Here is a 24,356-nt window from a genome sequence, read left to right as displayed (position 1 = left end):
CTGGACCTGTTCCTTGTTTGCGCGGTGCCCGGCAGAGATAGTCCCCGGGACTTCATGCACACCCTTTAAGGAACACCCTTGAACCCATCGCATCGACATTCCTGGGGGCTGGCTTTCGGCCTTTGCCTGATCACCCTTGCGGTCAACCTGCAGGCACCGCTGTACACCACCTACGCGCAGTTGTCAGGCTACGGGGCCGGCGCCACGGCGGTGGCGTTTTCCGGTTATGTGCTGGGCGTACTACCGGTTCTGCTGGCGTTTGGCGGGCTGGCCGACCGGGTGGGACGCAAACCGTTGATCCTGGTCGCCCTCGGGCTGTCGATGCTGGCGACGCTGGTGACACTGCTCTGGCCGAGCCTGGAAGCGCTGGGCGTGGCGCGCCTGATGATGGGGGTCGGCACAGGGCTGGCCTCGGCCACATCAACCGCCTATATGGCCGAGCTAATGGCAACCCGCGATCCCCGCTCGCCGGCCAACCGGGTCACCGCCAGCACTTCCCTGGGCTTTGGCCTGGGCGCGGCGTTGACCAGTCTGTTCCTGTTCGTCCATCACAGCGCCACGCCCGGCAGCTTCTGGCTGCAGCTGATGTTGGCTGCCATGGCGATCGTCGTGGTCTGGCGGCTACCGGACCCGGCGTTGAAAATCAAAGACGCTCCGCTGCTGCGCCTGCCGTTGTTTCCCGCCGGCAGCCTGCCCTACAGTTTTTCCATGCTGCTGGCCTGGGCGACCTCGGGCCTGGTCATCGCCATATTGCCGTCGGTGCTGGCGACCCATGATTTGCAGCGTTGGTCTGGCCTGTCGACCTTCACGGTCATCAGTTGCGGCTTGCTCTTCCAGCCCTGGGTTCGGCGCATGCAACCGGCCAGGGCGACGGGCTTGGGTCTGCTGATCCTGCCCGCGAGCTATGCGTTGCTGGCCTGGGGCGCGAGCGCCGGCTCCCTGCTCGCCGTGTTGCTCGGAGCACTGGGCGCCAGCAGCGCCTGCTACGGTTTCCTGTACCTGGGCGGGTTGTCAGCCATCACGGCCATGGCCGGCACGGAAAAGGCCCGGGTCAGCGCCGGGTTCTTCCTGTTCGCCTATGTCGGGTTCAGCATCCCGGTGGTGGTGACCGGGTTGCTGGCCGATCATTTCGGCGCTGATGTGGCGTTGATCGTGTTCGGCCTGGCGCTGCTGGCGGGGGCGTCTATCACCGGATGGCGGATCCTCGCCACAGTTTCGGACCCTTGACTGCTTCATCGCCTGCTCCAAGGACCATCCCGGCAAAGTCGTATACCATATCCCCACCTAAGCCGAACGACCCGCCGCCGTGACTTTATCCAAGTTCAACCTGCCTGACCTGGGCAACACCCCTTCCACCTCGGAAATCATCACCCGCCACCTGCGCGATGCCATCGTGGCCGGGCACTTTGCCGAGGACGAGCCCATTCGCCAGGATGACATCGCCCGGCAGTTCAACGTCAGCAAGATCCCCGTGCGCGAAGCCCTCAAGCGCCTGGAGGCCGAGGGCCTGGTGATGTTCCAGCGCAATCGTGGGGCGATGGTGACGCGCATTTCCGAGGCGGAGCTGGCGCAGATGTTCGAAGTGCGGATGCTGCTGGAAGACAAAGTGCTGCGCCTGGCGATTCCCAACATGACCGAAGCCACCTTCGCCCGCGCCGAAAGCATCTGCCGGGAGTTCGTCGGTGAAGACGACGTCGGGCGCTGGGCCGAGCTGAACTGGCAACTGCATGCCTGCCTCTACGAACCGGCGCAACGGCCCTTCATGGTTAGTCTGATCCGCTCGGTGCACGACAAGCTGGAGCGCTACTTGCGCATGCAAATGAGCCTTTCGGCGGGCAAGGAACGCGCCGATCACGAGCACCGGGAAATCATCAAGGCCTGCCGCGCCGGTGATGTCGAGCACGCGGTGAAGCTGCTGGACGAACACATCGCCGGGGTCTGCGAGACGTTGTTCAAGTTCCTGCCTTCCAGCCATTGATGGATCGGCACTGTGCCGATTTCGTCATCGGCGACAGGTAAAACCATCAAGCCGTCGCCCCCCGGCGCGGGCCACGCTTGCCGTCACTCATCTGAACGGACGTGGCCCTCCCATGAAACGCATCACCGTGATCGATTCCCATACCGGCGGCGAACCGACCCGACTGGTCACCGACGGTTTTCCTGACCTGGGCCAGGGCAGCATGGCCGAGCGCAAGCAACGCCTGGCCACGGAACACGACGCCTGGCGCACGGCCTGCGTGCTCGAACCGAGGGGCAGCGATGTGCTGGTGGGGGCGCTGCTCTGTGAGCCGGTGGACCCGAGCGCCTGTGCCGGCGTGATCTTTTTCAATAACAGCGGCTACCTGGGCATGTGCGGCCACGGCACCATCGGCCTGGTGGCGTCACTGGCCCACCTGGGCAGGATCGGCCCCGGCGTGCACAGCATCGAAACCCCAGTGGGCACGGTACAGGCAACCTTGCACGAAGACCGCTCGGTCAGCGTGCGCAACGTGCCGGCCTACCGTTACCGCAAGGCCCTGACCCTGGAAGTGCCCGGCATCGGCCAGGTGGTGGGCGACGTGGCCTGGGGCGGCAACTGGTTTTTCCTGATCGCCGAACATGGTCAGCGCGTGGCCGGCGATAACCTCGACGCGTTGACCGCCTACACCTACGCCGTGCAGCAAGCCTTGGAGCAGCAGGGTTTTCGCGGCGGGGACGGCGGCCTGATCGACCATATCGAACTGTTTGCCGACGACCCGCAAGCCGACAGCCGCAACTTCGTCCTCTGCCCGGGCAAGGCCTATGACCGCTCCCCTTGCGGCACCGGCACCAGCGCCAAACTGGCGTGCCTGGCCGCCGATGGAAAACTGCAACCCGGCCAGATCTGGCGCCAGGCCAGTGTCATTGGCAGCGAGTTCGAGGGTTCCTATGAGCACTCTGGCGAGCGCATCGTGCCGACCATTCGCGGTCGCGCCTACATCAGCGCCGAAACCACACTGATCATCGAAGCGGATGACCCGTTCGCCTGGGGCATTCGTCCGTGAGCGAGGGCCATGTCGCCGACGTGATCATCATCGGCGCGGGCATCATCGGTGCAGCCTGTGCCCAGGCATTGGCCCGACGCAACGTCAACGTGTTGGTGCTGGACGCCGGTTGGCACGGCGCCACGGCGGCCGGCATGGGGCACCTGCTGGTGCTCGATGACAACCCGGCGGAACTGGCCCTCAGTCAATATTCCCTGCAACGCTGGCGCGAACTGGCCCCAGCCCTGCCCGACGGCTGCGCCTGGCGCAACAACGGCACCTTGTGGCTGGCAGCCAATGCCGAAGAAATGGCGGTGGCCCATAGCAAATACCTGAACCTGCTGGCCCATGGCGAAGCCTGCGAACTGATCGGCCACGCCGCGCTGCATCAGCGTGAACCCGAGCTGCGTCCGGGGCTGGAAGGTGGGCTGCTGATCAAGGGCGACGGCATCCTCTACGCCCCGGCGGCCGCGCGCTGGATGCTGGACGCGCCGAACATTCGCCAGCAACGGGCGCAGGTCAGCGAAGTCGACGGTCATCGCGTGCGCCTCGACGACGGTCGCTGGTTGAGCGCCGAAGCGGTGATTCTCGCCAATGGCATCCAGGCCACTGAATTATGCCCGGAACTGCCGATCGTGCCGAAGAAGGGCCACTTGCTGATCACCGACCGCTACCCCACTACCGTCACCCACACCCTGGTGGAACTGGGTTATGTAACCAGCGCCCATAACGCCAGCGGGCCGTCGGTGGCGTGCAATATCCAGCCACGCCCGACCGGACAATTGTTCATCGGCGCCTCGCGGCAGTTCGGCACGCTTGACCCGCAGGTGGAAGGCTGGATGCTGGCGAAGATGCTCAAGCGCGCCGTCGAATACTTGCCAGGATTGGCGCATCTGAACGGCATCAGGGCCTGGACCGGTTTTCGCGCAGCGAGCCCCGACGGCTTACCGCTGGTGGGCCAACATCCACAGCGCCAAGGGCTGTGGCTGGCGGTGGGTCACGAAGGACTGGGCGTCACAACGGCGCCGGCAACGGCCGACCTGCTCGTCGCACAGCTGTTCGACGAAACCCCACCACTGGCCGCGCAGCCTTACCTGCCGCAGCGTTTCTTGGGAGAACCGGCCCATGCCTGACTTGTTTTTGGACGGCCGCCCGCTGTCCGTCGCCAACGGCACCAGCGTCGCGGCGGCATTGGCGTTGGGCGCGGATGGTTGCAGTCGCACCTCGGTCAGCGGCCAGCGCCGTGCGCCGTTGTGCGGCATGGGTATCTGCCAGGAGTGCCGGGTGTTGATCGACGGCCGTCGACGCCTGGCCTGCCAGACCCTGTGCCACGACGGCATGCAGGTGCAGACCCGACCATGAACGAAACCACCGACCTGCTGATCATCGGCGCCGGCCCCGCTGGCATGGCCGCCGCCCTCGCCGCAGCCAGCAGCGGCGCGCGCATCGTGCTGCTGGACGACAACCCGCTGCCCGGTGGGCAGATCTGGCGCGACGGGCCCCAGGCCAACCTGCCCAGCGCCGCCCGACGCCTGCGCGAGCAACTGCAAAGCTGCGCCAACGTGCGCTGCCATGCCGGCACCCGCGTGATCGCCTGCGCGGCGGATAAAACCTTGCTGGTGGAAGATGCCGAGCGCGGCTGGCAGATCAGCTACGAGCGCTTGATTCTCTGCACCGGTGCCCGTGAGTTGTTGCTGCCGTTTCCCGGCTGGACACTCCCCGGCGTGACCGGTGCTGGCGGCTTGCAGGCGCTGATCAAAGGTGGCTTGCCGGTGCGTGGCGAACGGCTGGTCATCGCCGGCAGCGGCCCCTTGCTGTTGGCCGGCGCCGCCACCGCGAAGCATCAAGGTGCACGTGTGCTGCGCATCGCCGAGCAGGCCAGCCGCACCGCTGTCGTCGGTTTCGCCGCGCAACTGCCACGTTGGCCAGGCAAATTTTTCCAATCGTTCAGTCTGTTCGACCAGCACTACCGCACCGACACCCATGTGGTGGAAGCGCTCGGTCGGGAACGGCTGGAGGGTGTGCGACTGCATCAGCAAGGCAAGACGATTGAATTGGCCTGCGACCGGCTCGCCTGCGGCTTTGGGCTGATTCCCAATACTCAATTAGGCCAGGCCCTGGGCTGCGCGGTTGAAGACCAGGCGCTGGCGGTTGACGCCTGGCAAGCGACCACTCGCCATGAACATTACGCCGCCGGGGAATGCACCGGTTTTGGCGGCAGCGAACTGGCGCTGGTGGAAGGCGCCATCGCCGGCCACGCCGCGGTTGGCAATAGCGCAGCCGCCCAGCAGCTGTGGCCGCGCCGCGCACGCTGGCAGAGTTTCGCCGGGGCATTGAGCAAGGCCTTCGCCCTCGATCCACGGCTCAAGACCCTGGCCCGCAACGATACCCTGGTCTGCCGCTGCGAAGACGTACCGTACGGCGAACTGGTCGGCCATGAAAACTGGCGCGAAGCAAAACTGGCAAGCCGCTGCGGCATGGGTGCCTGCCAGGGCCGAGTGTGCGGCGCTGTCCTGGAACACCTGTTCGGCTGGACACCGCCCACACCCCGCCCACCCTTCAGCCCGGCGCGAATCGAAACCTTGCTGAACCTGGAAGAAACCCCACCCACCTGAACCCGAAAACAACTTCCCTGTGGGAGCGAGCCTGCTCGCGATGGCGGCGTGACAGGCACTACATTTTCGACTGACACTGCGCCATAGCTCCCACAAAAAAGACGACGCCGGCCATGTACCCCTCGCTCACCGCCTTCGCCCCCTGCGACCTCGACACCCTGCTGCGCAGCCTGCAACCCATCGCTCCTCTGCTGGACACCCTCGCGGACGTGGTGTTTTTCATCAAGGACAAACAGGCCCGCTACGCCTTCGTCAACCAGACCCTGGCCCGCCGCTGCGGTTTCAAACACAGCGGCGACCTGCTCGGCCTCACCGCCGAACAGGTATTCCCCGAGCGCTTCGGCCCGCTGTACACCGAACAGGACCGCCGGGTGCTGGCCAGCGGGCGGGAGTTGGCCGACCAGCTCGAACTGCATTTGTATTACGGCAACCAGCCCGTCTGGTGCCTGACCCACAAGCTCGCCCTGCACGATCCAGACGGCCAGGTCGTCGGCCTGGCCGGCATTTCCCGCGACCTGCAACTGCCGCAATCGAGCCATCCGGCGTTCCACAAACTGGCGGCGGTGGATGCCCATATCAAGCAGCACTTCGCCCGCCCCATCAGCCTCGCCGAGCTGACCGCCATTGCCGAATTGTCGGTGGCGCAACTGGAGCGGCACTGCAAACGCATCTTCCAGCTCACGCCGCGGCAGATGATTCACAAGGCACGGTTGGAAGAAGCCTCGCGGCTGTTACTCGACAAAGACTTGCCGATCACCGAGATCGCCCTGCGCTGCGGTTACACCGACCACAGCGCCTTCAGCCGCCAGTTTCGGGCCCTGACCAGCCTTTCGCCGAGCCAGTATCGCGAAAATCAGCGCTGATTCTTGTTCCCTGATGGGGCGTCGAGCCCCGTGATTGCTCCCATCTGTAACACCCCGCCCCAGCACCGCCTCCTCGCCCAGCTTGTTAACGCCCGGCATGAAAGCCTCTAGATCAGCCCTCCAGTGACATTACTGCGCCTCAACCAGAAACGGGCACGCCGATTGCTTATCTAATATCGTATACGAAATCCTCAATACGATATCTCACCGCATTTATTCGACAGCGAGGCATTTATGAAAAACCCTGCATTGGCCGTAGCCCTCAGCGTTGTCCTCACCCCGCTTTTCATCGCCCCCGCCCACGCCGACAAGCTCGATGACATCATCGGCTCCGGCAAGCTGCGTTGCGCCGTGACCCTGGACTTCCCACCCATGGGCTTTCGCGATGAAAGCAACAAGCCGGCGGGATTCGACGTGGACTATTGCAACGATCTGGCGAAGGTTCTCGGTGTAGATGCCGAAGTGGTGGAAACCCCATTCTCCGACCGAATCCCCGCGCTGCTGTCGGGCCGCGCCGATGTCATCGTCGCCTCCACCTCCGACACCTTGGAGCGGGCCAAGACCGTGGGCCTGACCGTGCCCTACTTCGCCTTCCAGATGGTCGTGCTGACCCGCGACAACACCGGCATCACCAGCTACGCCGACCTCAAGGGCAAGGCCCTGGGCAACACCAGCAGCACCTACGAAGCCATCGCCCTGGAGAAGGACCAGAAAAGTTGGGGCAGCGGCAGCTTCCGCGCCTACCAGTCGCAGAACGACACCTTGCTGGCAGTCGCCCAGGGGCACATCGACGCCACCGTGGTGACCAACACCGTGGCCGCCGCGACCATCAAGTCGGGCAAGTACAAGGGCCTGAAGATTGCCGGTGACGCGCCCTACGTCATCGACTACGTGTCCCTCGGCGCCAAGCGCAGCGAATACGGCCTGCTCAACTACCTCAACCTGTTCGTCAACCAGCAGGTGCGCACGGGTCGCTACAAGGAACTGTTCGTCAAATGGGTCGGCACTGACATTCCGCCGGCCAACCTGACCGTTCCCCAGGTCTATTACTGAGGATCGGCGCATGCCAAGCACGCCTGTCCGTGTGAAAGGCCGCAGCCTGGTGGAGGGTGCCGCCCAGGGCGCCCTGCTGTTCGCCGACGTGGGGCTGAGTTTCTGGGGCGGGGTCGATCCAGCCAGCGGCGAGGTCATCGACCGCCACCATCCCTTGAGTGGCCAGCGCCTGGCCGGGCGCGTGCTGGCGATCCCCAGCGGACGCGGTTCCTGCACCGGCAGCAGCGTCTTGATGGAGCTGATCAGCAACGGCCACGCGCCCGCGGCCCTGGTGCTCGCCGAAGCCGATGAAATCCTGACCCTGGGCGTGCTGGTGGCGCAGGTGATTTTCCAACGCTCGCTGCCGGTGGTGTGCGTGGGGCATGAGGCCTTCAATGGACTGCGCGGCCAGGGTTTCGTGCGCCTGGAAGGCGACATCCTGACACTGTCTGGCCGGCCGCCAAACGACGGCTGGCAAGGTTCTGACCCAGCGCCGCAGCCGCCCACATCCTCAACCCTGGAATTGAGCGAACAGGACCGGGCGTTGCTCGACGGCGCTCACGGCAAGGCTGCCCAAGTGGCGATGCAAATCGTGCTGCGCATGGCGCAGATCCAGGGCGCCACGCAACTGCTGGACGTGACCCAGGCCCATATCGACGGCTGCATCTACACCGGCCCGGCCAGCCTGCGCTTTGCCGAACAACTGGTGCAGTGGGGGGCGAAGGTTCGCGTCCCCACCACCCTCAATTCCATTTCCGTGGACCAGCGACGCTGGCGGGAACTGGGCGTCGATCCGGCCCTGGGCGAACCGGCCAGTGCCTTGGGCGATGCCTACATGGCGATGGGCGCGCAACTGAGTTTCACCTGCGCCCCCTACCTGCTGGACACCGCGCCAAAGGCCGGCGAACAAATCGTCTGGGCCGAATCCAACGCGGTGGTCTACGCCAACAGCGTGCTGGGGGCGCGCACGCAGAAGTACCCGGACTTCCTCGATATCTGCATCGCCCTGTGCGGGCGGGCACCGTTGACCGGCTGCCACCTCGACGACCGGCGCAAGGCCCAACTGATCGTCGACGTACCGGCGCTGGGCCACGTGGACGACAGTTTCTACCCGCTGCTGGGCTATCACATCGGCAGCCTGGCGGGCCGGCGCATCCCGCTGATACGTGGGCTGGAACACGCCGCCCCCACCCTGGACGACCTCAAGGCCTTCGGCGCCGCGTTCGCCACCACCAGCGCCGCGCCGTTGTTCCACATCGCCGGGGTAACGCCGGAAGCCCTCGACCCTGCCGATGTCCTGGAGAACGACGTCACCTTGCCGCAGGAAAGCGTCGATGCCGCCGGCCTGCTTGCCAGTTGGCGCGAGCTCAACAGCGCCCGGGACAACTGGGTGGACGTGGTGTCCCTGGGTAACCCGCATTTCTCCCTCAGCGAATTCGCTGCCCTCGCGACCTTGTGCACGGGCCGGGTCAAGCATCCGTATGTGGTGCTGGCGATCACCTGCGGCCGGACAGTGCTGGAGCAGGCCCGCAAAGCCGGGTACCTGGCCGCCATCGAGACCTTCGGCGCGGTGCTGGTGACCGACACCTGCTGGTGCATGTTGGGCGAACCGGTGATTCCGCCCCACGCCACCACGCTGATGACCAACTCCGGTAAATACGCCCACTACGCACCCGGCCTGGTCGGGCGTGGGGTGCACTTTGCCGCCCTCGCCGAATGCGTCGAGGCCGCCTGCACCGCCTCGACCCGCGGCCAGCCGCCGGCATGGCTGCAACCCACCGCCCGCACGGGGAGCCCGACTCATGTTTGACTACAGCTTCCAATGGCGCCCGGCCTTGCGCGCCCTGCCCGACATGCTCGCCGGGGCCTGGGTGACGTTCGAGACCGCCGCGCTGTCGATGATTTTCGGTGTGCTGATCGCCCTGGTGCTGACGGTGATGCGCCAGGCCCCGAATCGCTTGCTGCGGGGCGTGGGCAATGGCTGGGTGTCCATCGCCCGCAACACGCCCTCGCTGTTCCAGATCTACATCCTCTACTTCGGCCTCGGCTCCCTCGGACTGCACGTCAGTTCCTGGCTGGCCTTGCTGGCCGGGATCACCTTCAACAACGCCGGCTACCTGGCGGAAAACTTTCGCGGCGGCCTCAAGGCCGTGCCCAGTACGCAAATGCGCGCCGCCCGCTCCTTGGGGATGAGCGCCTTCCAGGCGTACCGGATGATCATCGTCCCGCAACTGTTGCGCATTGTGTTCTACCCGTTGACCAACCAGATGGTCTGGGCGGTGCTGATGACGTCCCTGGGGGTGGTGGTCGGCCTGAACAACGACCTCACCGGTGTCACCCAGGAATACAACGTCAAGACCTTCCGCACCTTCGAATACTTCGCCCTCGCGGCGGTGCTGTATTACCTGATCGCCAAGCTGATCGTCGGGCTGGCCCGGCTGTTGTCCTGGCGGTTGTTTCGTTATTGAGGAGCGTGGGTCATGTTTTCTACAAGCCTCAGCGTCAACGACCTGCTGTATTTGCTCGAGGGGGCCTGGGTCACGCTGCAACTGACCGTCTGGTCGATCCTTTTGGGCACCCTGGCCGGGTTGCTGTTCGGTCTGCTGCGGGCGTTGTTGCCACGGGCCAGCCTGCCGTTGGCCTGGTTGCTGGACGTGTTCCGCAGCGTGCCGCTGCTGATCCAGTTCGTGCTGTTCAACTCGCTCAAGAGCATCGCCGGCCTGAACCTCAGCGCCTTCGCCGTCGGTTGCATCGTCCTCGGGGTCTATGCCGCGGCTTACTTCACCGAAATCGTCCGCGGTGGCGTGCTGGCGGTGCCGTTGAGCACCCGCCGGGCCAGTCGGTCACTGGGCCTGAGCTATGTGCAGGACCTGCGGTTCATCGTCCTGCCGATTGCCACCCGGGTGGCCTTTCCCGGCTGGCTGAACCTGGTGCTGGGCGTGATGAAAGACACCGCCCTGGTGATGTGGATCGGCATCGTCGAATTGCTGCGGGCATCGCAAACCATCGTCACGCGCATTCAGGAACCCCTGCTGGTGCTGTGCATCGCGGGCCTCATTTACTACGTCATGAGCCTGGTGGTCGCCCGCCTCGGCGCACGCCTGGAAAGAAGGTGGCAGGAAAATGATTGAGATCGAAAACGTACACAAATCCTTCGGTGACCTGGAAGTGGTCAAGGGTGTGAGCCTGACCGTGGACAAGGGCGAAGTGGTGTCGATCATCGGCGGTTCCGGCTCCGGCAAGTCGACCTTGCTGATGTGCATCAACGGCCTGGAACCGATCCAGAAAGGCAGCATCCGCGTGGACGGCATCGAGGTCCATGACCGGACCACCGACCTCAATCGCCTGCGGCAGAAGATCGGCATCGTGTTTCAGCAATGGAACGCCTTCCCCCACCTGACAGTGCTGGAAAACGTGATGCTCGCGCCGCGCAAGGTGTTGGGCAAAAGCAGGCAGGACGCCGAAGCACTGGCGGTGCAACAGCTTGAACATGTGGGCCTGGGGGACAAGCTCAAGGCCTTCCCCGGCAAGCTTTCCGGCGGCCAGCAGCAGCGCATGGCCATCGCCCGGGCGCTGGCGATGTCGCCGGACTACATGCTCTTCGACGAAGCCACCTCGGCCCTGGACCCGCAACTGGTGGGCGAAGTGCTGGACACCATGCGCATGCTCGCCGAAGACGGCATGACCATGGTGCTGGTGACCCACGAGATCCGCTTCGCCCGGGACGTGTCCGACCGCGTGGCGTTCTTTTGCAATGGCCGGGTCCATGAAATCGGGCCGCCGGACCAGGTGATTGGCAATCCGGTGCAGCCGGAGACGGCGGCTTTTCTCAAGTCGGTGAAATAGCCGATGGCCCCTTCGCGAGCAAGCTCGCTCCCACACTGTTTCGTGTGCACCACAAAACCCTTTGTGGGAGCAAGGCTTGCCCGCGATGAGGCCCGACCAGACACACAAGGATTTGACTCATGCGCTCATCAAAAATCATCCATGTCGTCAGCTGCCACGCCGAAGGCGAAGTCGGCGATGTGATCGTCGGCGGCGTCGCCCCTCCACCCGGTGCCACGGTGTGGGAACAGTCACGCTGGATCGCCCAGGACCAGACCCTTCGCAACTTTGTCCTCAACGAGCCCCGCGGCGGTGTGTTCCGCCACGTCAACCTGCTGGTGCCAGCCAAGGACCCACGGGCGCAAATGGCCTGGATCATCATGGAACCGGCCGACACCCCGCCGATGTCCGGCTCCAACTCGCTGTGCGTCGCCACCGTGCTGCTGGACAGCGGCATCCTGCCAATGACCGAGCCCCAGACCCGCCTGGTGCTCGAAGCGCCGGGTGGCCTGATCGAAGCGGTGGCCGACTGCCGCGACGGCAAGGTGCAACGGGTCGAGATCAAGAACGTGCCCTCCTTCGCCGACCGCCTCGATGCCTGGCTCGAAGTCGAGGGCCTGGGCTCGTTGCAGGTGGACACGGCGTATGGCGGCGACAGCTTTGTCATCGTCGACGCCCAGCGCCTGGGCTTTGCCATCCGCCCTGACGAAGCCGCCGAACTGGTGGCCGTGGGTTTGAAGATCACCCGCGCCGCCAACGAACAACTGGGCTTCGTGCATCCGTTGAACCCCGACTGGTCGCACATCTCGTTCTGCCAGATCGCCGCGCCCATCGTCCAGGAAAACGGCATCGCCACCGGCGCCAATGCCGTGGTGATCCAGCCCGGCAAGATCGACCGCTCGCCCACCGGCACCGGCTGCTCGGCACGCATGGCGGTGCTGCACGCCAAGGGCTTGATGCAGGTCGGCGAGCGTTTTATCGGCCGCTCGATCATCGGCTCCGAATTCCTCTGCCGCATCGACTCACTGACCGACGTGGCCGGACGCCCGGCGATTTATCCGTGCATCGCCGGACGGGCGTGGATCACCGGGACGCATCAGCTGTTGCTCGACCCGGCCGATCCGTGGCCCGAGGGCTACCGGCTTTCGGATACCTGGCCGGGTGCATGACTTTTTTGAACTGGCTTCGCCCCCCCTGTGGGAGCAAGGCTTGCCCGCGATGAAGTTGACGCGGTCTTCCGTGAAACCGAGGCGCCTGCATCGCGAGCAAGCTTTGCTCCCACAGGGGATTTGTTGTGAATTCACTTTTACCTGCGTATACGAAATACCATAACCGGAGACAACCCATGAGCAAACGCATCAACTGGAGCGGCGTCTTCCCTGCCGTCACCACCCAATTCAACGACGACTTTTCCATCAACCTGGAAAAAACCCACCAAGTGATTTCCAACGTCATTCGTGACGGTGTTTCCGGCCTGGTGGTCTGCGGGTCGGTGGGGGAAAACACGTCCTTGAGCGCCGAGGAAAAAATCGCCGTGACCGAAGTCGCGGTAGACGCCTCCCGTGGCCGCGTGCCGGTGATCTGCGGCGTGGCCGAATTCACCAGCGTGCAAGCCGCCAAGGTTGCCAACGCGGTGCGCAAGGTTGGCGTCGACGGGGTGATGCTGATGCCGGCGCTGGTCTATGGCTCCAAGCCGTTCGAGACCGCCGAGCATTTCCGCTACGTGGCCCGGCATGCCGACGTGCCGCTGATGGTCTACAACAACCCGCCGATCTACAAGAATGACGTGACACCGGACATCCTGATTTCCCTGGCCGATTGCGACAACGTGGTGTGTTTCAAGGATTCCTCCGGTGACACCCGGCGCTTTATCGACGTGCGCAACGAAGTCGGCGACCGTTTTGTGTTGTTCGCAGGCCTTGATGACGTGGTGCTGGAAAGCCTCGCCGTGGGGGCCGAAGGTTGGGTCTCGGGCATGTCCAACGTGTTCCCGCAGGAAGGCGAGACCATTTTCCGCCTGGCCCGCGCCGGGCGCTTCGCCGAAGCGATGCCGATCTACGAATGGCTGATGCCGATCCTGCACCTGGACGCCCGCGCCGACCTGGTGCAATGCATCAAGCTGTGCGAAGCCATCGCCGGCCGCGGCAGCGCCCTCACCCGCCCACCGCGCCTGGCCCTGCCGGAAGCGGACCGGGTGTATGTGGAGCAGATCATGGCCAAGGCCCTGGCGAATCGGCCGGTGTTGCCGGATGTGGGGCTTTGACCACAAGGCATGACGCTAACCGGCGGTGATTGTGCCGCCGCTATCGCGAGCAAGCTCGCTTCCACAGGGACCAAGGTGCAAGGAGGATTTGCAGCCCATACAAAATCCCTTGTGGGAGCGAGCTTGCTCGCGATAGCGGTCTGCCTGAGCCGGCTATGCTGGATGTGCCGACTAAATCGCGAGCAAGCTTGCTCCCACAAAGTCTTGACGAGGCTTCCCATGAATTATTTCCTGGCCCAGGCCCTGAACAACCGATGGGCCAACCACAGGCTACTCGACGCCTGCGCGCAGTTGAGCGAGGCTGAATACGAAGCGCCGCGCACGGGGTTCTTCCCGTCCATACAAGCCACGCTTTGCCACATCCTGGAAGTGGACCGCTATTACCTCACTGCCCTGGAAGGCGACCGCGATGGGCAGATAAAGGACTTTTCCGAGACCCTGGCCTTTGCCCAACTGAAGCAAAGCCAAACCCAGACCGACCAGCGGCTGGTGGCGTTCTGCGAAACCCTGCGGGAGAAAGACCTCGCCCGCTGCGTGGAGCTGGTGCGTGTCGACGATGTAGTGCGCGAGCGCATCGACCGGCTGCTGTTGCACCTGTTCGAACATCAGATCCATCACCGCGGCCAGGTGCATTCGATGCTCAGTGGCACCGGCATCAAGCCACCGCAGCTCGATGAATTCTTCCTCGATTGCGACCGTACGTTTCGGCAAGACGAAGAGCAGCAACTGCAATTCAACGAAACGACCGTCTGGCAAGACTATCGGCCGGACTGAACGTCGCCCCTGGCCGGAAAAAAATGCGATGGCCGCTGCCGGCCATCGCCAAATCGCCCACGTCAGGCGCTCTCAGATCCGTGCGGGAGACACGATGATTTTCACGTTGTGCTCCTTGTTATTGACCAACTCCTCGAAGCCCTGGCCGACAATCTGCTCCAGCTGGATGCGACCCGTGACCAGTGGCGAAATGTCCAAGCGCCCATCGGCGATGAAGGCAATCACATCGGCGAATTCGCCGTTGTAGGCCAGCGCGCCGAGCACCTGTTTTTCGGTGGAGACCAGTTCGAAGAAATTGAATTGGCTGGGTTCCTCGAAGATACCCACCAACACGCATTTGCCGGCCTTGCGGATCAGGTCGATGGCCAGTTTCGCGGTGTGCTTGTTGCCGATGCATTCAAAACTGACATCGGCCCCCAGGCCACCGGTCAGGCGGCGGACTTCGGCCAGGGCGTCGCATTCGTTCGGATCGATCACATGGTTGGCCCCTACTTCCAGGGCCTTGGCCTTGCGCGCACCGGACATTTCCAGGGCGATCACCTGAGCCGCGCCGGCGGCCTTGGCGCACATGATGGTGCACAGGCCGATGGTGCCGGCGCCGACCACCACCACGTTCTGGCCCAGCAGGCTGCCGGCCTTTTTCACCGCATGCATGCCCACCGCCAACGGCTCGATCAACGCACCGGCCTCGGCCGGGAAATCGGCGGGCAGTTTATAGAGCAGGTTGGCCGGTACGTTGACCAGTTCGGCGAACGCACCGTTGTTCATCAGCCCGGTGAAGGCCAGGTTCTCGCAAATGTTGTAGAGCCCGTGGGTGCAGTAATAGCAGGTGCCGCAGTGCTGACAGGCGTCCGCCGCCACCGGTTCACCGACACTGAAGCCTTCGACGCCGGCACCCAGTTCGACGATCTCGCCGCAGAACTCATGGCCGAGGATGCACTGGCCCTTGATACCGGTCAGCGGGTGTGGCGCGTCCACCGGGATGAACACCGGCCCGGCCACGTACTCATGCAGGTCGGAGCCGCAAATGCCGCACCATTGCACGCGGATCTGCACCCAACCGGCGGGCGGCGAAACCGGCAGTGGCACGTCTTCGACGCGGATGTCGTTGCGGCCATGCCAGACGGCGGCGCGCATGCTGCGGGTCGGCTTGATTGAAACGTTCATGACGTTGCCTCCAGAATTTTGTAGGGACGACGACGCATGTCGCCGTCCACTTGATCAGTGCTGCTCGATGAAGCCGAGGATCAGCCGGTTGACCTGCTCGGCCGCTTCCATTTGCACCATGTGGCCCTGGCCGGACAGCACCTCCACCTGGGCTCTCAGCCCCTCGCTATGGACCGCCGGAATGATTGCGTCATCGCTGCCCCAGATCACCAGGCTCGGTACGTCGCCGGCCTGCACCACTTCGCGCAAGTCCATCTGTTGGCGGCCGTCGGCGAACAGCGTCGCTGACAGTTGCTGCAGCGCCGCGTCCACGCCCTCCAGGCGCTTGTACTTGAGCATGTCGTCGAGCATCTGGCGGTTGACCAGTTCGGCATTGGAAAACAGTTGCACCAGTTGCGGCTTGAGGGCGTTGCGGTTGGCCGCTTCGACAAAACCTTGCAGGTAGCTGCCGTTGATCTCCGCGCCCAGCCCGGCGCTGCCGATCAAGGTCAGCGACCGGACTCGCTGGGGCATCAGGCGTGCGGCGTTAAGCGACACCGCCCCACCCATGGAATGCCCCACCAGATGCGCGGCGTTGATGTCCAGGTGATCGAGCAAGGCCAGCACCACGCCGCTCAATTCGTCCAGATCGCTGCGTTGCAGGGTTTTCGAAGATTCGCCGTGGCCCGGCAGGTCCAGCGCAATGACCCGACGCCCGGCCGCCAACGCCTCGTGGTTGAACAGCCAGTTGTTCAGGTCGCCGCCGAAACCATGCACCAGCAACAACGGCGTACCGCCCTCGCCCCGCTCGAAATAGCGGATCACCCGGCCGTCCAACTCGACTTTCTGCGGTTTCGGTCCACTGTCTTCGTCGGCGGCATCGCCGGGCACAAAGGTCGATTGGAACTGCTCGATGACCGCATCGATCTCGGCCTCGCTGGCATCGCCGTCGACCACGATGCCGAGCAAGGCGCCGACCGCCAGGGTTTCGTCCTGGCGGGCGATCTGGCGGCGCAGGATTCCGGAAAACGGTGCCTCGACGCTGCTGGAGATCTTGTCGGTCTCCACGTCCATCACTTCATCGCCCTTGGTGATGGCCTGGCCCTCCTCCTTGAGCCAGGCATCGACCCGGCCCTCGGTCATCGACAGGCCCCACTTGGGCATGGTCAGGGTATGAATCTGGCTCATCAGCGCTTGCTCCACTCGATCACGTTGAGCACGGCTTGTTCGATCTTCGCCGCGTCAGGGATGTACAGGTCTTCCAGCGAATCGGAGAACGGCACCGGGGTGTGCGGCGCGGTGACCATTTCAATCGGCGCCTTGAGCGCGCCAAAGGCTTTTTGCGCCACCAGCGCCGAAATATCGGTGGCCATGGAACAGCGTGGGTTGGCCTCATCGATCACCACCAGGCGCCCGGTCTTCTCGACACTTTCCAGGATGCTGTCCTCGTCCAATGGGCTGGTGGTGCGCAGGTCGATGACTTCGCAGTCGATGCCACGCCCGGCCAGGCTACGCGCCGCGTCCATCGCGGTGTTGACGGTGCGCCCGTAGGACACGAGGGTCACGTCCTTGCCGTCGCGCAGGAAGTTGGCCTCGCCAAAGGGAATGGTGTAGAGCTCTTCCGGCACCTCGCCCTGCATGCTGTAGAGCAACTTGTGCTCGCAGAAGATCACCGGGTCGTTGTCGCGGATCGCCTGGATCAGCAGGCCCTTGGCGTCGTAAGGCGATGACGGGCACACTACTTTCAGTCCCGGAATGTGCGTCCACAACGACGTGAGCATCTGCGAATGCTGGGCGGCGGCGCGCAGGCCGGCGCCGACCATGGTGCGGATCACCAGGGGCGTGGAGGCCTTGCCGCCGAACATGTAGCGAAACTTCGCCGCCTGGTTGAGGATCTGGTCCAGGCAGCACCCGGCAAAGTCGACGAACATCAGTTCGCACACCGGGCGCACGCCGCAGGTGGCGGCCCCGACCGCCGCGCCGACGTAACCGATTTCCGACAGCGGCGTGTCCAGCACGCGTCCGGGGAACTGGTCGTAAAGCCCCTTGGTAACGCCGAGCACACCGCCCCAGGCGTCGTTTTCACCGGGTGCGCCAGCACCACCGGCCACGTCCTCACCCATGATGAAGACGCTGGAGTCGCGGCGCATTTCCTGGGCCAGGGCCTCGTTGATTGCCTGCTGATAGCTGATTTTTCTCGCCATGATGGGATTCTCTATTGTTGTTATTCAGGGGGGCGTTCAGGGATAGCTGACGTAGACGTCGGTCAGCAGGTCCGCCGCGGTGGGCTTGGGATCGGATTTGGCCTTGTTCACGGCGTTTTCAATCAGCATGTCCACTTCCTTGTCGATCTGGTCCAACTGCTCGACGGTGAGCAATCCGGCCCGGGTGGTGCGCTCGCGGAACTGCATCAGGCAGTCCTGGTTCTCGCGAAAATGCTTGACCTCGTCGGGCGCCCGATAGGTCTGGGCGTCGCCCTCGAAGTGACCGTAGTAGCGCGTCAGCTTGACCTCGATCAGCGACGGCCCTTCCCCGGCACGGGCGCGTTCGACGGCGGCCCCGGCGGCCTCATGCACGGCAAAGAAGTCAAAGCCATCCACCGTCACCCCGGGCATACCGAACCCGGCCGCACGGTCGGCGATGTGATCGCAGGCCACCGACCAATTGGAGGCGGTGGCTTCGGCGTAGCCATTGTTTTCGGCGATGAACAGGCACGGCAGGTTCCACACCGAGGCCATGTTCATGGCTTCGAACACCGCGCCCTCGTTGGAGCCGCCGTCGCCGAAAAACACCACGGCAACGCTGTCGGTGCCCTTGAGCCGGGCCGCCAGTGCGGCGCCCACCACCAGCGGCGCGCCGGCACCGACAATGCCATTGGCACCGAGCATGCCCTTCTCGAAATCGGCGATGTGCATCGAACCGCCCTTGCCTTGGCAGACGCCGGTTTTCTTGCCATAGATCTCGGCCATCATCCCGTAGACATCCACGCCCTTGGCGATGCAATGGCCGTGACCACGGTGGTTGGACGCGATGCAATCGTCATCGCCCAGGTGGGCCATGACACCGGCGGCCGAGGCTTCTTCGCCGGCATACAGGTGGACGAAACCGGGAATCTCGCCAGTAGCGAACTCCACGTGCAGGCGCTCTTCGAAGGCGCGGATGGTGCGCATCACCTGGTAGGCGTGCAGCAGTTGATCGTGGGTGAGCGGTGTCGACATTTTTATTCTCCTGGGGTGTCTTCTTGAAGATTCAGAGGGTGTTGCGGGTGTTCGCGGCCGATGGCCAGCAAACGGTGTTGCGCGGCGTAGGCCAGCACCGCATTGACGTCGATGCTCAGCGGGCCGCCTGCATCGAGGGTGACCGTGGGCCGGTCCTGCGTGTTGAATTCGATTTCCCGTTCGCCATCCAGGGCCAGGGTGCCGCTGGAGAGCGACAGGCCGTGGGCGATGCCAGGTTCCAGGGGCCCGGCAGCGAGCACGCCACAGCCTTGCAGCAGCCCTGGCGCAAGCGGCACCAGCAGCGCTTCGGGGGATTGCGGGTCCAGGCGCATCCAGGCACCACCCGGTGCCTGGCGTGACACCGGAAACCACAAGCCGCACAGCGCCGACAGGCCAATGGATTGCGGTTCGGCGAAAGTCACGAAGACTTCGGCCAGATCCTGTGCGCGACTGATCGCCCGGGCGCCGACAAACCGCAGCGGCGACACGGCGACGTCCACCAGGGCGACTTCGCGCAAGCCACGTCCGGCATCACAGACCAACAAGCGCTTGTTGCGGCGCAAGCCGATCGAATCCGGGATTCGGCCACTGGCGTACAACCCTCCGGCCAAGCCGGCACTGGTGGCCTCGCGCAGTTCGGGAAAGGCGTTGTTGGTGCCGGTGGACAGGGTCAGCAACGGGATGTCCCCCACTTCGGCGGCCACCGCCTTATGGGTGCCGTCGCCGCCAAGCACGGCGATCAGCGCCACCTCGCGCTCGGCCATCAGGCGTGCGGCCCGGCGGGTGTCTTCGACGGTCTGGCGCAGGGTCAGGTCGAGAAACTCCAGGGCCGGCCAGTGGCTGCTGCGGGCCTGGCGGCTGTGGCTGTTCTTCAGCACGGCGGCGGCCATGCCAATCATGTCGGTGGGCATCAACACCTGTTCGATGCCGGTGGCGCCGAAAGCGGCTAGCAGGCGCTGGATCACCGAGACCTTGTCAGTGCTGGAAAACAACCCGGCATTGGCGGTCAGGCGCCGCACGTCACGGCCCGATGCAGGGTTGGCGATGATGCCCACGGTCAATGGCCGGCGACTCATGACACCACCGTGGAGGGGGCAGGCACACGGCCTGGGCAGGAAACCATAGACACCTCGTTGTTATTATTGGATGACCCGTCGAGCGGGCCCCAGAGGTAGAGCAAGGGCGGTGCCAGTTGTAAAAAAAACCTGCTAAAAGCCCGGGCCAGAGCGGCCCCGATGGGATTTTCGATGAAGCGAACCGAGCCCCGGTGAGACGCCCCATGTCAGCCTGCACGAGGTTTCGGCGAGACTCTGAGACGTGGCGTCTCACACCGCCCGAAGAACCCGTCGAGCTTGTCTGCACCCGGCGAACGGCGCTTAATGTGCGCACAACGATAAGAAGCTGAATCGGAGGCCTCTATGCTTTCCGCTCACTCCCGGGCGCACGTGGATTGCGTCAGCCGCGTGGTGAAAAACGCGAACCAATTGCCACAACTGCCCGTCCCGGACCTGATCCTCGACTCCTGGCGCCGGTCCATGGAGCAACATCACCTGGACCCCGGTTCGCTGCAGGGCCCGCGCATCCTGTCCCAGGACGTGCTCAAGCAATGCCGTGAACGCTCCGAGCTGTTCCTCAATATCGCCAGCGAAGAAGTGGCTCGCCTCCATGGCCGGGTCCGCGATGCCGACTACTGCGTGCTACTGACCGATGCCCAGGGCCAGACCATCGACTATCGGGTGGAAACCACGATTCGCAATGACTGCCGCAAGGCCGGGCTGTACCTGGGCACCTGTTGGTCGGAGGGCGAGGAAGGCACCTGCGGCGTGGCGGCGGTGCTCACGGCCAAGGCCCCGGTGACGGTGCACAAGCGCGACCATTTCCGGGCGGCGTTCATTGGCCTGACCTGCTCCGCCGCGCCGGTCTTCGATCCCCAGGGCGAATTGCTCGGGGTGCTGGACGTCTCGGCGGTGCGCTCGCCGGATGATCGGCGCTCGCAGCACCTGATCCGGCAAATGGTGGTGCAGAGCGCCCGGGAGATCGAACAGGCGTTTTTCATGAGCAGCGCCCAGGGTTACTGGGTGCTGCGGGCCCATCGCAACGCCGGCTACGTCGACAGCCAGCCGGACTTCCTGTTCGCCTGGGACGACGACGGTTGCCTGCAAGCCTTGAACCCGGCCGCCCGCCAGTACCTGCTGCAACATTACGGGCAGTTGCCGCAACACATCGGCCAGGTGTTCGACCAGCAGTTGCTGCACCGTGCCCGGGACGAAAGCCTCTGCTCGCTCGACCACGCCATGCACGGGCGCTTGAGCGCGCCGCGCCAGCGGGCCAGTTCACGTTCGCGGGTGGCGATGACCCCGTTGGAGATCGATCCACGCCTGGCCGACAGCCTGCGCCTGGCGGTGCGGGTGAAAGATCGCAACCTGCCGGTGCTGATCCAGGGCGAAACCGGTTCCGGCAAGGAAGTGTTCGCCCGTCAGTTGCACCAGGCCAGCCAGCGCCGTGATCGCCCTTTCGTGGCGTTGAATTGCGCCGCTATTCCGGAAAGCCTGATCGAGAGCGAACTGTTCGGCTACGTCGCCGGCGCCTTCACCGGCGCCTCGGCCAAGGGCATGCAGGGCCTGTTGCAACAGGCCGATGGCGGCACCTTGTTCCTGGATGAAATCGGCGACATGCCGCTGGCCTTGCAGACCCGCCTGCTACGCGTATTGGCCGAGGGTGAAGTGGCGCCGCTGGGCGCGTCCCGTCGCAAGGCCGTGGACATCCAGGTGATCTGCGCCACCCACCGCGACCTGGAGACCCTGGTGGCCGCCGGCGAGTTTCGCGAGGATTTGTATTTCCGCCTGGGTGGCGCGCGCTTCCAACTGCCCCCGTTGCGCGAACGCAGCGATCGGCTGGCGTTGATCAATCGAATTCTTGCCGAGGAGTCGACGCTGTGCGGGGCAACAGTGCAATTGAGCAGCGCGGCCCTGGAATGCCTGCTCGGCTATCACTGGCCAGGCAATGTGCGCCAGCTGCGCCATGTGCTGCGTTATGCGTGCGCGGTGTGCGAAGCCAGCGTGGTCCAGCTCAGCCACCTGCCCGAATCAATGCACCGCGTGGACGTCACCGACCACGGACCGGAACCGAGCGCCAGCCCGGAACGCCAGGCACTGCTCGATGCCTTGGTGCGCCACCGCTGGAAACCCACCGCCGCCGCCCGGGCCCTGGGCATTTCCCGGGCGACCCTGTATCGACGGGTAAACCTGCATGGCATCGAAATGCCAGGCCGCAGCCCGGCCTGAGGGCCTATCGTCGCGCCAGTTCGTGACGTACACATTGTTCGTAGTAGGTCTGCTTGACTGCGACCGGCTTGAGACGCGAGGCGCTGTTGTAGGTCTGCTCGGTAATGCCCAGAGCGGTCATGCGCATCCAGGGCCGGGGAAACTTGCGCACTTGCAGCTTCTTGCGCGCGCCGTACAGGCTGACGCCGGAAAGCTTCGACGCCTGCGCCCCTGCCGCGATATCCGAACCCCAGCGGCACACCGACTGCTGGTTTTGCGTCAGCGCCCTGGCCTGGGCCTCAAGCGAAACGGCGGCCAGGAGAAACGTCGCCACGACCCACATAGAAATACGCATAGGTTTGTCGCCCAACTTTCTGAAAGGAAAGAAGTTTGACCTTATGTAACTGAGCAAGGGGCCAGCACGGCTGTGCAATTTTTGTGGCTAGGGGATTATCTGTGGGAGCAAGGCTTGCCCACGAAGCAGACGACTCGGTTCCCGATAGACCGTGCGAACTTCATCGCGGGCAAGCCTTGCTCCCACAGATCCCCTTGCCAATAGCAAGCTCCCTCGCCACGGTCATTGACCCGCCTTCGCCTCCTGCAGCAGTTGCTGGATCACCTGCTCCTGCTCGCCATAGCGCCCTTCGCCAAAATGGCTGTAGCGCACCTGCCCCTTGGCATCGATGAAGTAATGAGCCGGCCAGTACTGATTGTTGAAGGCACGCCAGATCGCATACTGATTATCGATCGCCACCGGATAATGGATGTCCAGCTTGCGCACCTGCTCGCGCACGTTGTCGATGATCTTCTCGTAGCCGTACTCCGGGGTGTGGACACCGATCACCACCAGCCCGTCCTTTTCATACTTCTTCGCCCAACCGTTCACATAGGGCAAGGTGTGCTGGCAGTTGATGCAGTCGTAGGTCCAGAAGTCCACCAGCACCACCTTGCCCTTGAGTGATTCGCTGCTTAGCGGGGGCGAGTTCAGCCATTGCACCGCGCCATCCAGCGCAGGCATGGCGCCCTGGGATTCGAGGGCCGGCATGGAACTTGCGCCGGCCTTGCTCACCACATAGTCGATGGCCTTGGGCACGTTCTCCAGCAGGCTTTTTTCCAAGCTGGCCGATTGTTGGGAGGAAGTCGCCGCCAACAAGCGGTCATCCGCCCCGGTACCAATTGCCACGGCCGCCAGCAATACCGCCAACCCTGTTCCCCGGCGCAGCCAGGTGGTGATCGGCAGCGAGAGTTTCAGGCGTCCGACCAGTCCGCGCCCGGCCAGAATCAGTGTGCCCAGGGACAAGGCGCTGCCCAGGCCGTAGGCGAGCAACAGCAAGCTGGTTTGTGCGCTGGCGCCTTGCAGCATGGCCCCGGTCAGGATCACCCCGAGTATCGGTCCGGCGCACGGTGCCCAGAGCAGCCCGGTGGCGACCCCGACCAGCACTGAAGCCACAGGCCCGGCCATCCGCCCGGCGCCGGCGTCCAGGCGATTGCCCAGGCTGACCAGCGGCCGCGCCAGCCAGGTGCCGACCCGACTGAAGATCAGCGACAAGGCAAACACCACCATCACCACCAAGGCCACTTGGCGGCCGACGCTGCTGGCACGCAGCACCCACTCGCTGCTGACCACCGCCAGGCTGGAGACCAGGGCAAACGTCAGCACCATGCCGCCAAGGGTCAGCAGCACCGAGCCACGGGAGCGATCGGCCCGGGCAAACAGAAACGGCACCACCGGAAGAATACAGGGGCTGAGGATCGTCAGGATCCCGCCGAGAAAAGCGATCAGAAGCATGGCAACACCTCAATGGTAGGTAGGTAGATAGACAGCACACACCCAATCGGGCAGCGCCTCTGTGGGAGCAAAGCTTGCTCGCGACGCAGACGCCTCGATTACTGGCAATCACCGCGTCATCGTTTATCGCGAGCAAGCTTTGCTCCCACAGGTTTACTGTCACAAGTTGGCTTCCACGGCGACTCAGTTACCGTCATTGCAGTTATCGGAAAACTTGCGGTAGTCCAACGCCTGCTTGTGGCCTGCCGAATCCAGGTAGGTCATCTGGGCGTTGACGACGCCGCAGGTCGGCTCGGCGTCTTCGCTAAGGGACAGCACCTTCTGGATGTCCAGGTGGGTGCCGTAGGTGTAGGCCTGCGCCTGCACGTTGCTTTCGGCCCGGGCCGACAGCGTGCAAATGTTCAGTGCAGCGAAAAGGCAGGCGGCGTAGATGGCTTTGCTGTTCATGGCGATTCCTCGATTCAATGGGTTTATCTGCCGAGGCCTGTTGTGTTGCCTCGATGGACGCCATTGAATGCCGCGCAGGTATCGCGCCTGTATCGAACCAGGTGGCTTTTTGCATCGCT

The 24,356-nt window shown here is 64.1% G+C and carries 24 protein-coding genes; 16 read left to right on the top strand and 8 right to left on the bottom strand.

Annotation, left to right across the window (positions count from 1 at the left end):
* The first annotated feature begins 78 nt into the window (after positions 1-78).
* From AB4O09_RS14150 to AB4O09_RS14080, 15 genes are all read left to right on the top strand, one after another.
* Positions 79-1,227 (top strand): MFS transporter, encoded by a 1,149-nt coding sequence (locus AB4O09_RS14150; RefSeq protein WP_415239652.1) that lies wholly within the window; start codon positions 79-81, stop codon positions 1,225-1,227.
* A 79-nt stretch (positions 1,228-1,306) separates the two neighbouring features.
* Positions 1,307-1,978, top strand: coding sequence for a GntR family transcriptional regulator (locus AB4O09_RS14145; RefSeq protein WP_013693520.1), 672 nt, complete (start codon positions 1,307-1,309; stop codon positions 1,976-1,978).
* A 112-nt stretch (positions 1,979-2,090) separates the two neighbouring features.
* A complete protein-coding gene (locus AB4O09_RS14140) occupies positions 2,091-3,023 on the top strand; it encodes a 4-hydroxyproline epimerase (protein ID WP_305440673.1) in 933 nt (310 codons plus the stop codon).
* Positions 3,020-4,135, top strand: a complete 1,116-nt coding sequence (locus tag AB4O09_RS14135; RefSeq protein WP_114731232.1) for an NAD(P)/FAD-dependent oxidoreductase — start codon at positions 3,020-3,022, stop codon at positions 4,133-4,135. Before AB4O09_RS14140 ends, AB4O09_RS14135 begins: the two co-directional genes overlap by 4 nt.
* A complete protein-coding gene (locus tag AB4O09_RS14130; RefSeq protein ID WP_003202550.1) occupies positions 4,128-4,364 on the top strand; it encodes a 2Fe-2S iron-sulfur cluster-binding protein in 237 nt (78 codons plus the stop codon). The genes AB4O09_RS14135 and AB4O09_RS14130 overlap by 8 nt, the downstream gene beginning before the upstream one ends.
* On the top strand, positions 4,361-5,617 hold the full coding sequence (locus AB4O09_RS14125) for an NAD(P)/FAD-dependent oxidoreductase (RefSeq protein ID WP_003202551.1): 1,257 nt from the start codon (positions 4,361-4,363) through the stop codon (positions 5,615-5,617). Before AB4O09_RS14130 ends, AB4O09_RS14125 begins: the two co-directional genes overlap by 4 nt.
* Positions 5,618-5,730: 113 nt before the next feature.
* Positions 5,731-6,480 carry an AraC family transcriptional regulator gene (locus AB4O09_RS14120; protein WP_060613920.1) on the top strand — a complete coding sequence of 250 codons (750 nt, stop codon included), beginning with the start codon at positions 5,731-5,733 and terminating at the stop codon, positions 6,478-6,480.
* A gap of 234 nt (positions 6,481-6,714) precedes the next feature.
* Positions 6,715-7,533 carry an ABC transporter substrate-binding protein gene (locus tag AB4O09_RS14115; protein WP_013693523.1) on the top strand — a complete coding sequence of 273 codons (819 nt, stop codon included), beginning with the start codon at positions 6,715-6,717 and terminating at the stop codon, positions 7,531-7,533.
* Between the two features lie 10 nt (positions 7,534-7,543).
* Positions 7,544-9,322, top strand: a complete 1,779-nt coding sequence (gene lhpI / locus AB4O09_RS14110) for a cis-3-hydroxy-L-proline dehydratase (protein WP_003202557.1) — start codon at positions 7,544-7,546, stop codon at positions 9,320-9,322.
* On the top strand, positions 9,315-9,980 hold the full coding sequence (locus tag AB4O09_RS14105) for an amino acid ABC transporter permease (RefSeq protein WP_013693525.1): 666 nt from the start codon (positions 9,315-9,317) through the stop codon (positions 9,978-9,980). The genes lhpI and AB4O09_RS14105 overlap by 8 nt, the downstream gene beginning before the upstream one ends.
* A gap of 12 nt (positions 9,981-9,992) precedes the next feature.
* The gene (locus AB4O09_RS14100) at positions 9,993-10,643 is read left to right on the top strand and encodes an amino acid ABC transporter permease (RefSeq protein WP_003202560.1); all 651 of its coding nucleotides are present in this window, start codon (positions 9,993-9,995) and stop codon (positions 10,641-10,643) included.
* Positions 10,636-11,358, top strand: coding sequence for an amino acid ABC transporter ATP-binding protein (locus AB4O09_RS14095; protein ID WP_003202562.1), 723 nt, complete (start codon positions 10,636-10,638; stop codon positions 11,356-11,358). Before AB4O09_RS14100 ends, AB4O09_RS14095 begins: the two co-directional genes overlap by 8 nt.
* Before the next feature lie 119 nt (positions 11,359-11,477).
* Positions 11,478-12,506, top strand: a complete 1,029-nt coding sequence (locus AB4O09_RS14090; protein ID WP_460108357.1) for a trans-3-hydroxy-L-proline dehydratase — start codon at positions 11,478-11,480, stop codon at positions 12,504-12,506.
* 176 nt (positions 12,507-12,682) lie between these two features.
* Positions 12,683-13,600 (top strand): dihydrodipicolinate synthase family protein, encoded by a 918-nt coding sequence (locus AB4O09_RS14085; RefSeq protein WP_003202565.1) that lies wholly within the window; start codon positions 12,683-12,685, stop codon positions 13,598-13,600.
* A 219-nt stretch (positions 13,601-13,819) separates the two neighbouring features.
* On the top strand, positions 13,820-14,374 hold the full coding sequence (locus tag AB4O09_RS14080; protein ID WP_043041928.1) for a DinB family protein: 555 nt from the start codon (positions 13,820-13,822) through the stop codon (positions 14,372-14,374).
* A gap of 72 nt (positions 14,375-14,446) precedes the next feature.
* Here the strand turns inward: AB4O09_RS14080 and AB4O09_RS14075 are convergent, their stop codons facing one another.
* From AB4O09_RS14075 to AB4O09_RS14055, 5 genes are all read right to left on the bottom strand, one after another.
* Positions 14,447-15,511, bottom strand: coding sequence for a 2,3-butanediol dehydrogenase (locus AB4O09_RS14075; protein WP_235038325.1), 1,065 nt, complete (start codon positions 15,509-15,511; stop codon positions 14,447-14,449).
* Between the two features lie 84 nt (positions 15,512-15,595).
* Positions 15,596-16,708 (bottom strand): acetoin dehydrogenase dihydrolipoyllysine-residue acetyltransferase subunit, encoded by a 1,113-nt coding sequence (locus AB4O09_RS14070; protein ID WP_043041927.1) that lies wholly within the window; start codon positions 16,706-16,708, stop codon positions 15,596-15,598.
* On the bottom strand, positions 16,708-17,724 hold the full coding sequence (locus AB4O09_RS14065; protein ID WP_014339122.1) for an alpha-ketoacid dehydrogenase subunit beta: 1,017 nt from the start codon (positions 17,722-17,724) through the stop codon (positions 16,708-16,710). Before AB4O09_RS14065 ends, AB4O09_RS14070 begins: the two co-directional genes overlap by 1 nt.
* Before the next feature lie 36 nt (positions 17,725-17,760).
* Complete coding sequence (locus AB4O09_RS14060; RefSeq protein WP_003202577.1) at positions 17,761-18,738, bottom strand: thiamine pyrophosphate-dependent dehydrogenase E1 component subunit alpha; 978 nt, start codon at positions 18,736-18,738, stop codon at positions 17,761-17,763.
* Between the two features lie 2 nt (positions 18,739-18,740).
* Positions 18,741-19,814, bottom strand: coding sequence for an ATP-NAD kinase family protein (locus tag AB4O09_RS14055; protein ID WP_027911913.1), 1,074 nt, complete (start codon positions 19,812-19,814; stop codon positions 18,741-18,743).
* 342 nt (positions 19,815-20,156) lie between these two features.
* On the opposite strand from AB4O09_RS14055, the gene AB4O09_RS14050 reads away from it, so the two are divergent.
* Complete coding sequence (locus AB4O09_RS14050) at positions 20,157-22,022, top strand: sigma-54-dependent Fis family transcriptional regulator (protein WP_003202580.1); 1,866 nt, start codon at positions 20,157-20,159, stop codon at positions 22,020-22,022.
* Between the two features lie 4 nt (positions 22,023-22,026).
* On the opposite strand, the gene AB4O09_RS14045 is transcribed toward AB4O09_RS14050, so the two are convergent.
* The 3 genes from AB4O09_RS14045 to AB4O09_RS14035 all read right to left on the bottom strand — a co-directional run bounded on the left by AB4O09_RS14045 (position 22,027) and on the right by AB4O09_RS14035 (position 24,237).
* Positions 22,027-22,356: a hypothetical protein gene (locus AB4O09_RS14045; RefSeq protein WP_027911912.1), complete on the bottom strand. Its 330-nt coding sequence runs from the start codon at positions 22,354-22,356 to the stop codon at positions 22,027-22,029.
* Between the two features lie 222 nt (positions 22,357-22,578).
* Complete coding sequence (locus tag AB4O09_RS14040; protein WP_027911911.1) at positions 22,579-23,790, bottom strand: cytochrome c biogenesis protein DipZ; 1,212 nt, start codon at positions 23,788-23,790, stop codon at positions 22,579-22,581.
* Positions 23,791-23,973: 183 nt separating this feature from the next.
* Positions 23,974-24,237, bottom strand: coding sequence for a DUF2790 domain-containing protein (locus tag AB4O09_RS14035; protein ID WP_003202587.1), 264 nt, complete (start codon positions 24,235-24,237; stop codon positions 23,974-23,976).
* Positions 24,238-24,356: the final 119 nt, after the last annotated feature.

The organism is Pseudomonas sp. H1_F01 (genome assembly GCF_054681425.1).
This window is presented reverse-complemented; position numbering and strand designations above follow the sequence as displayed.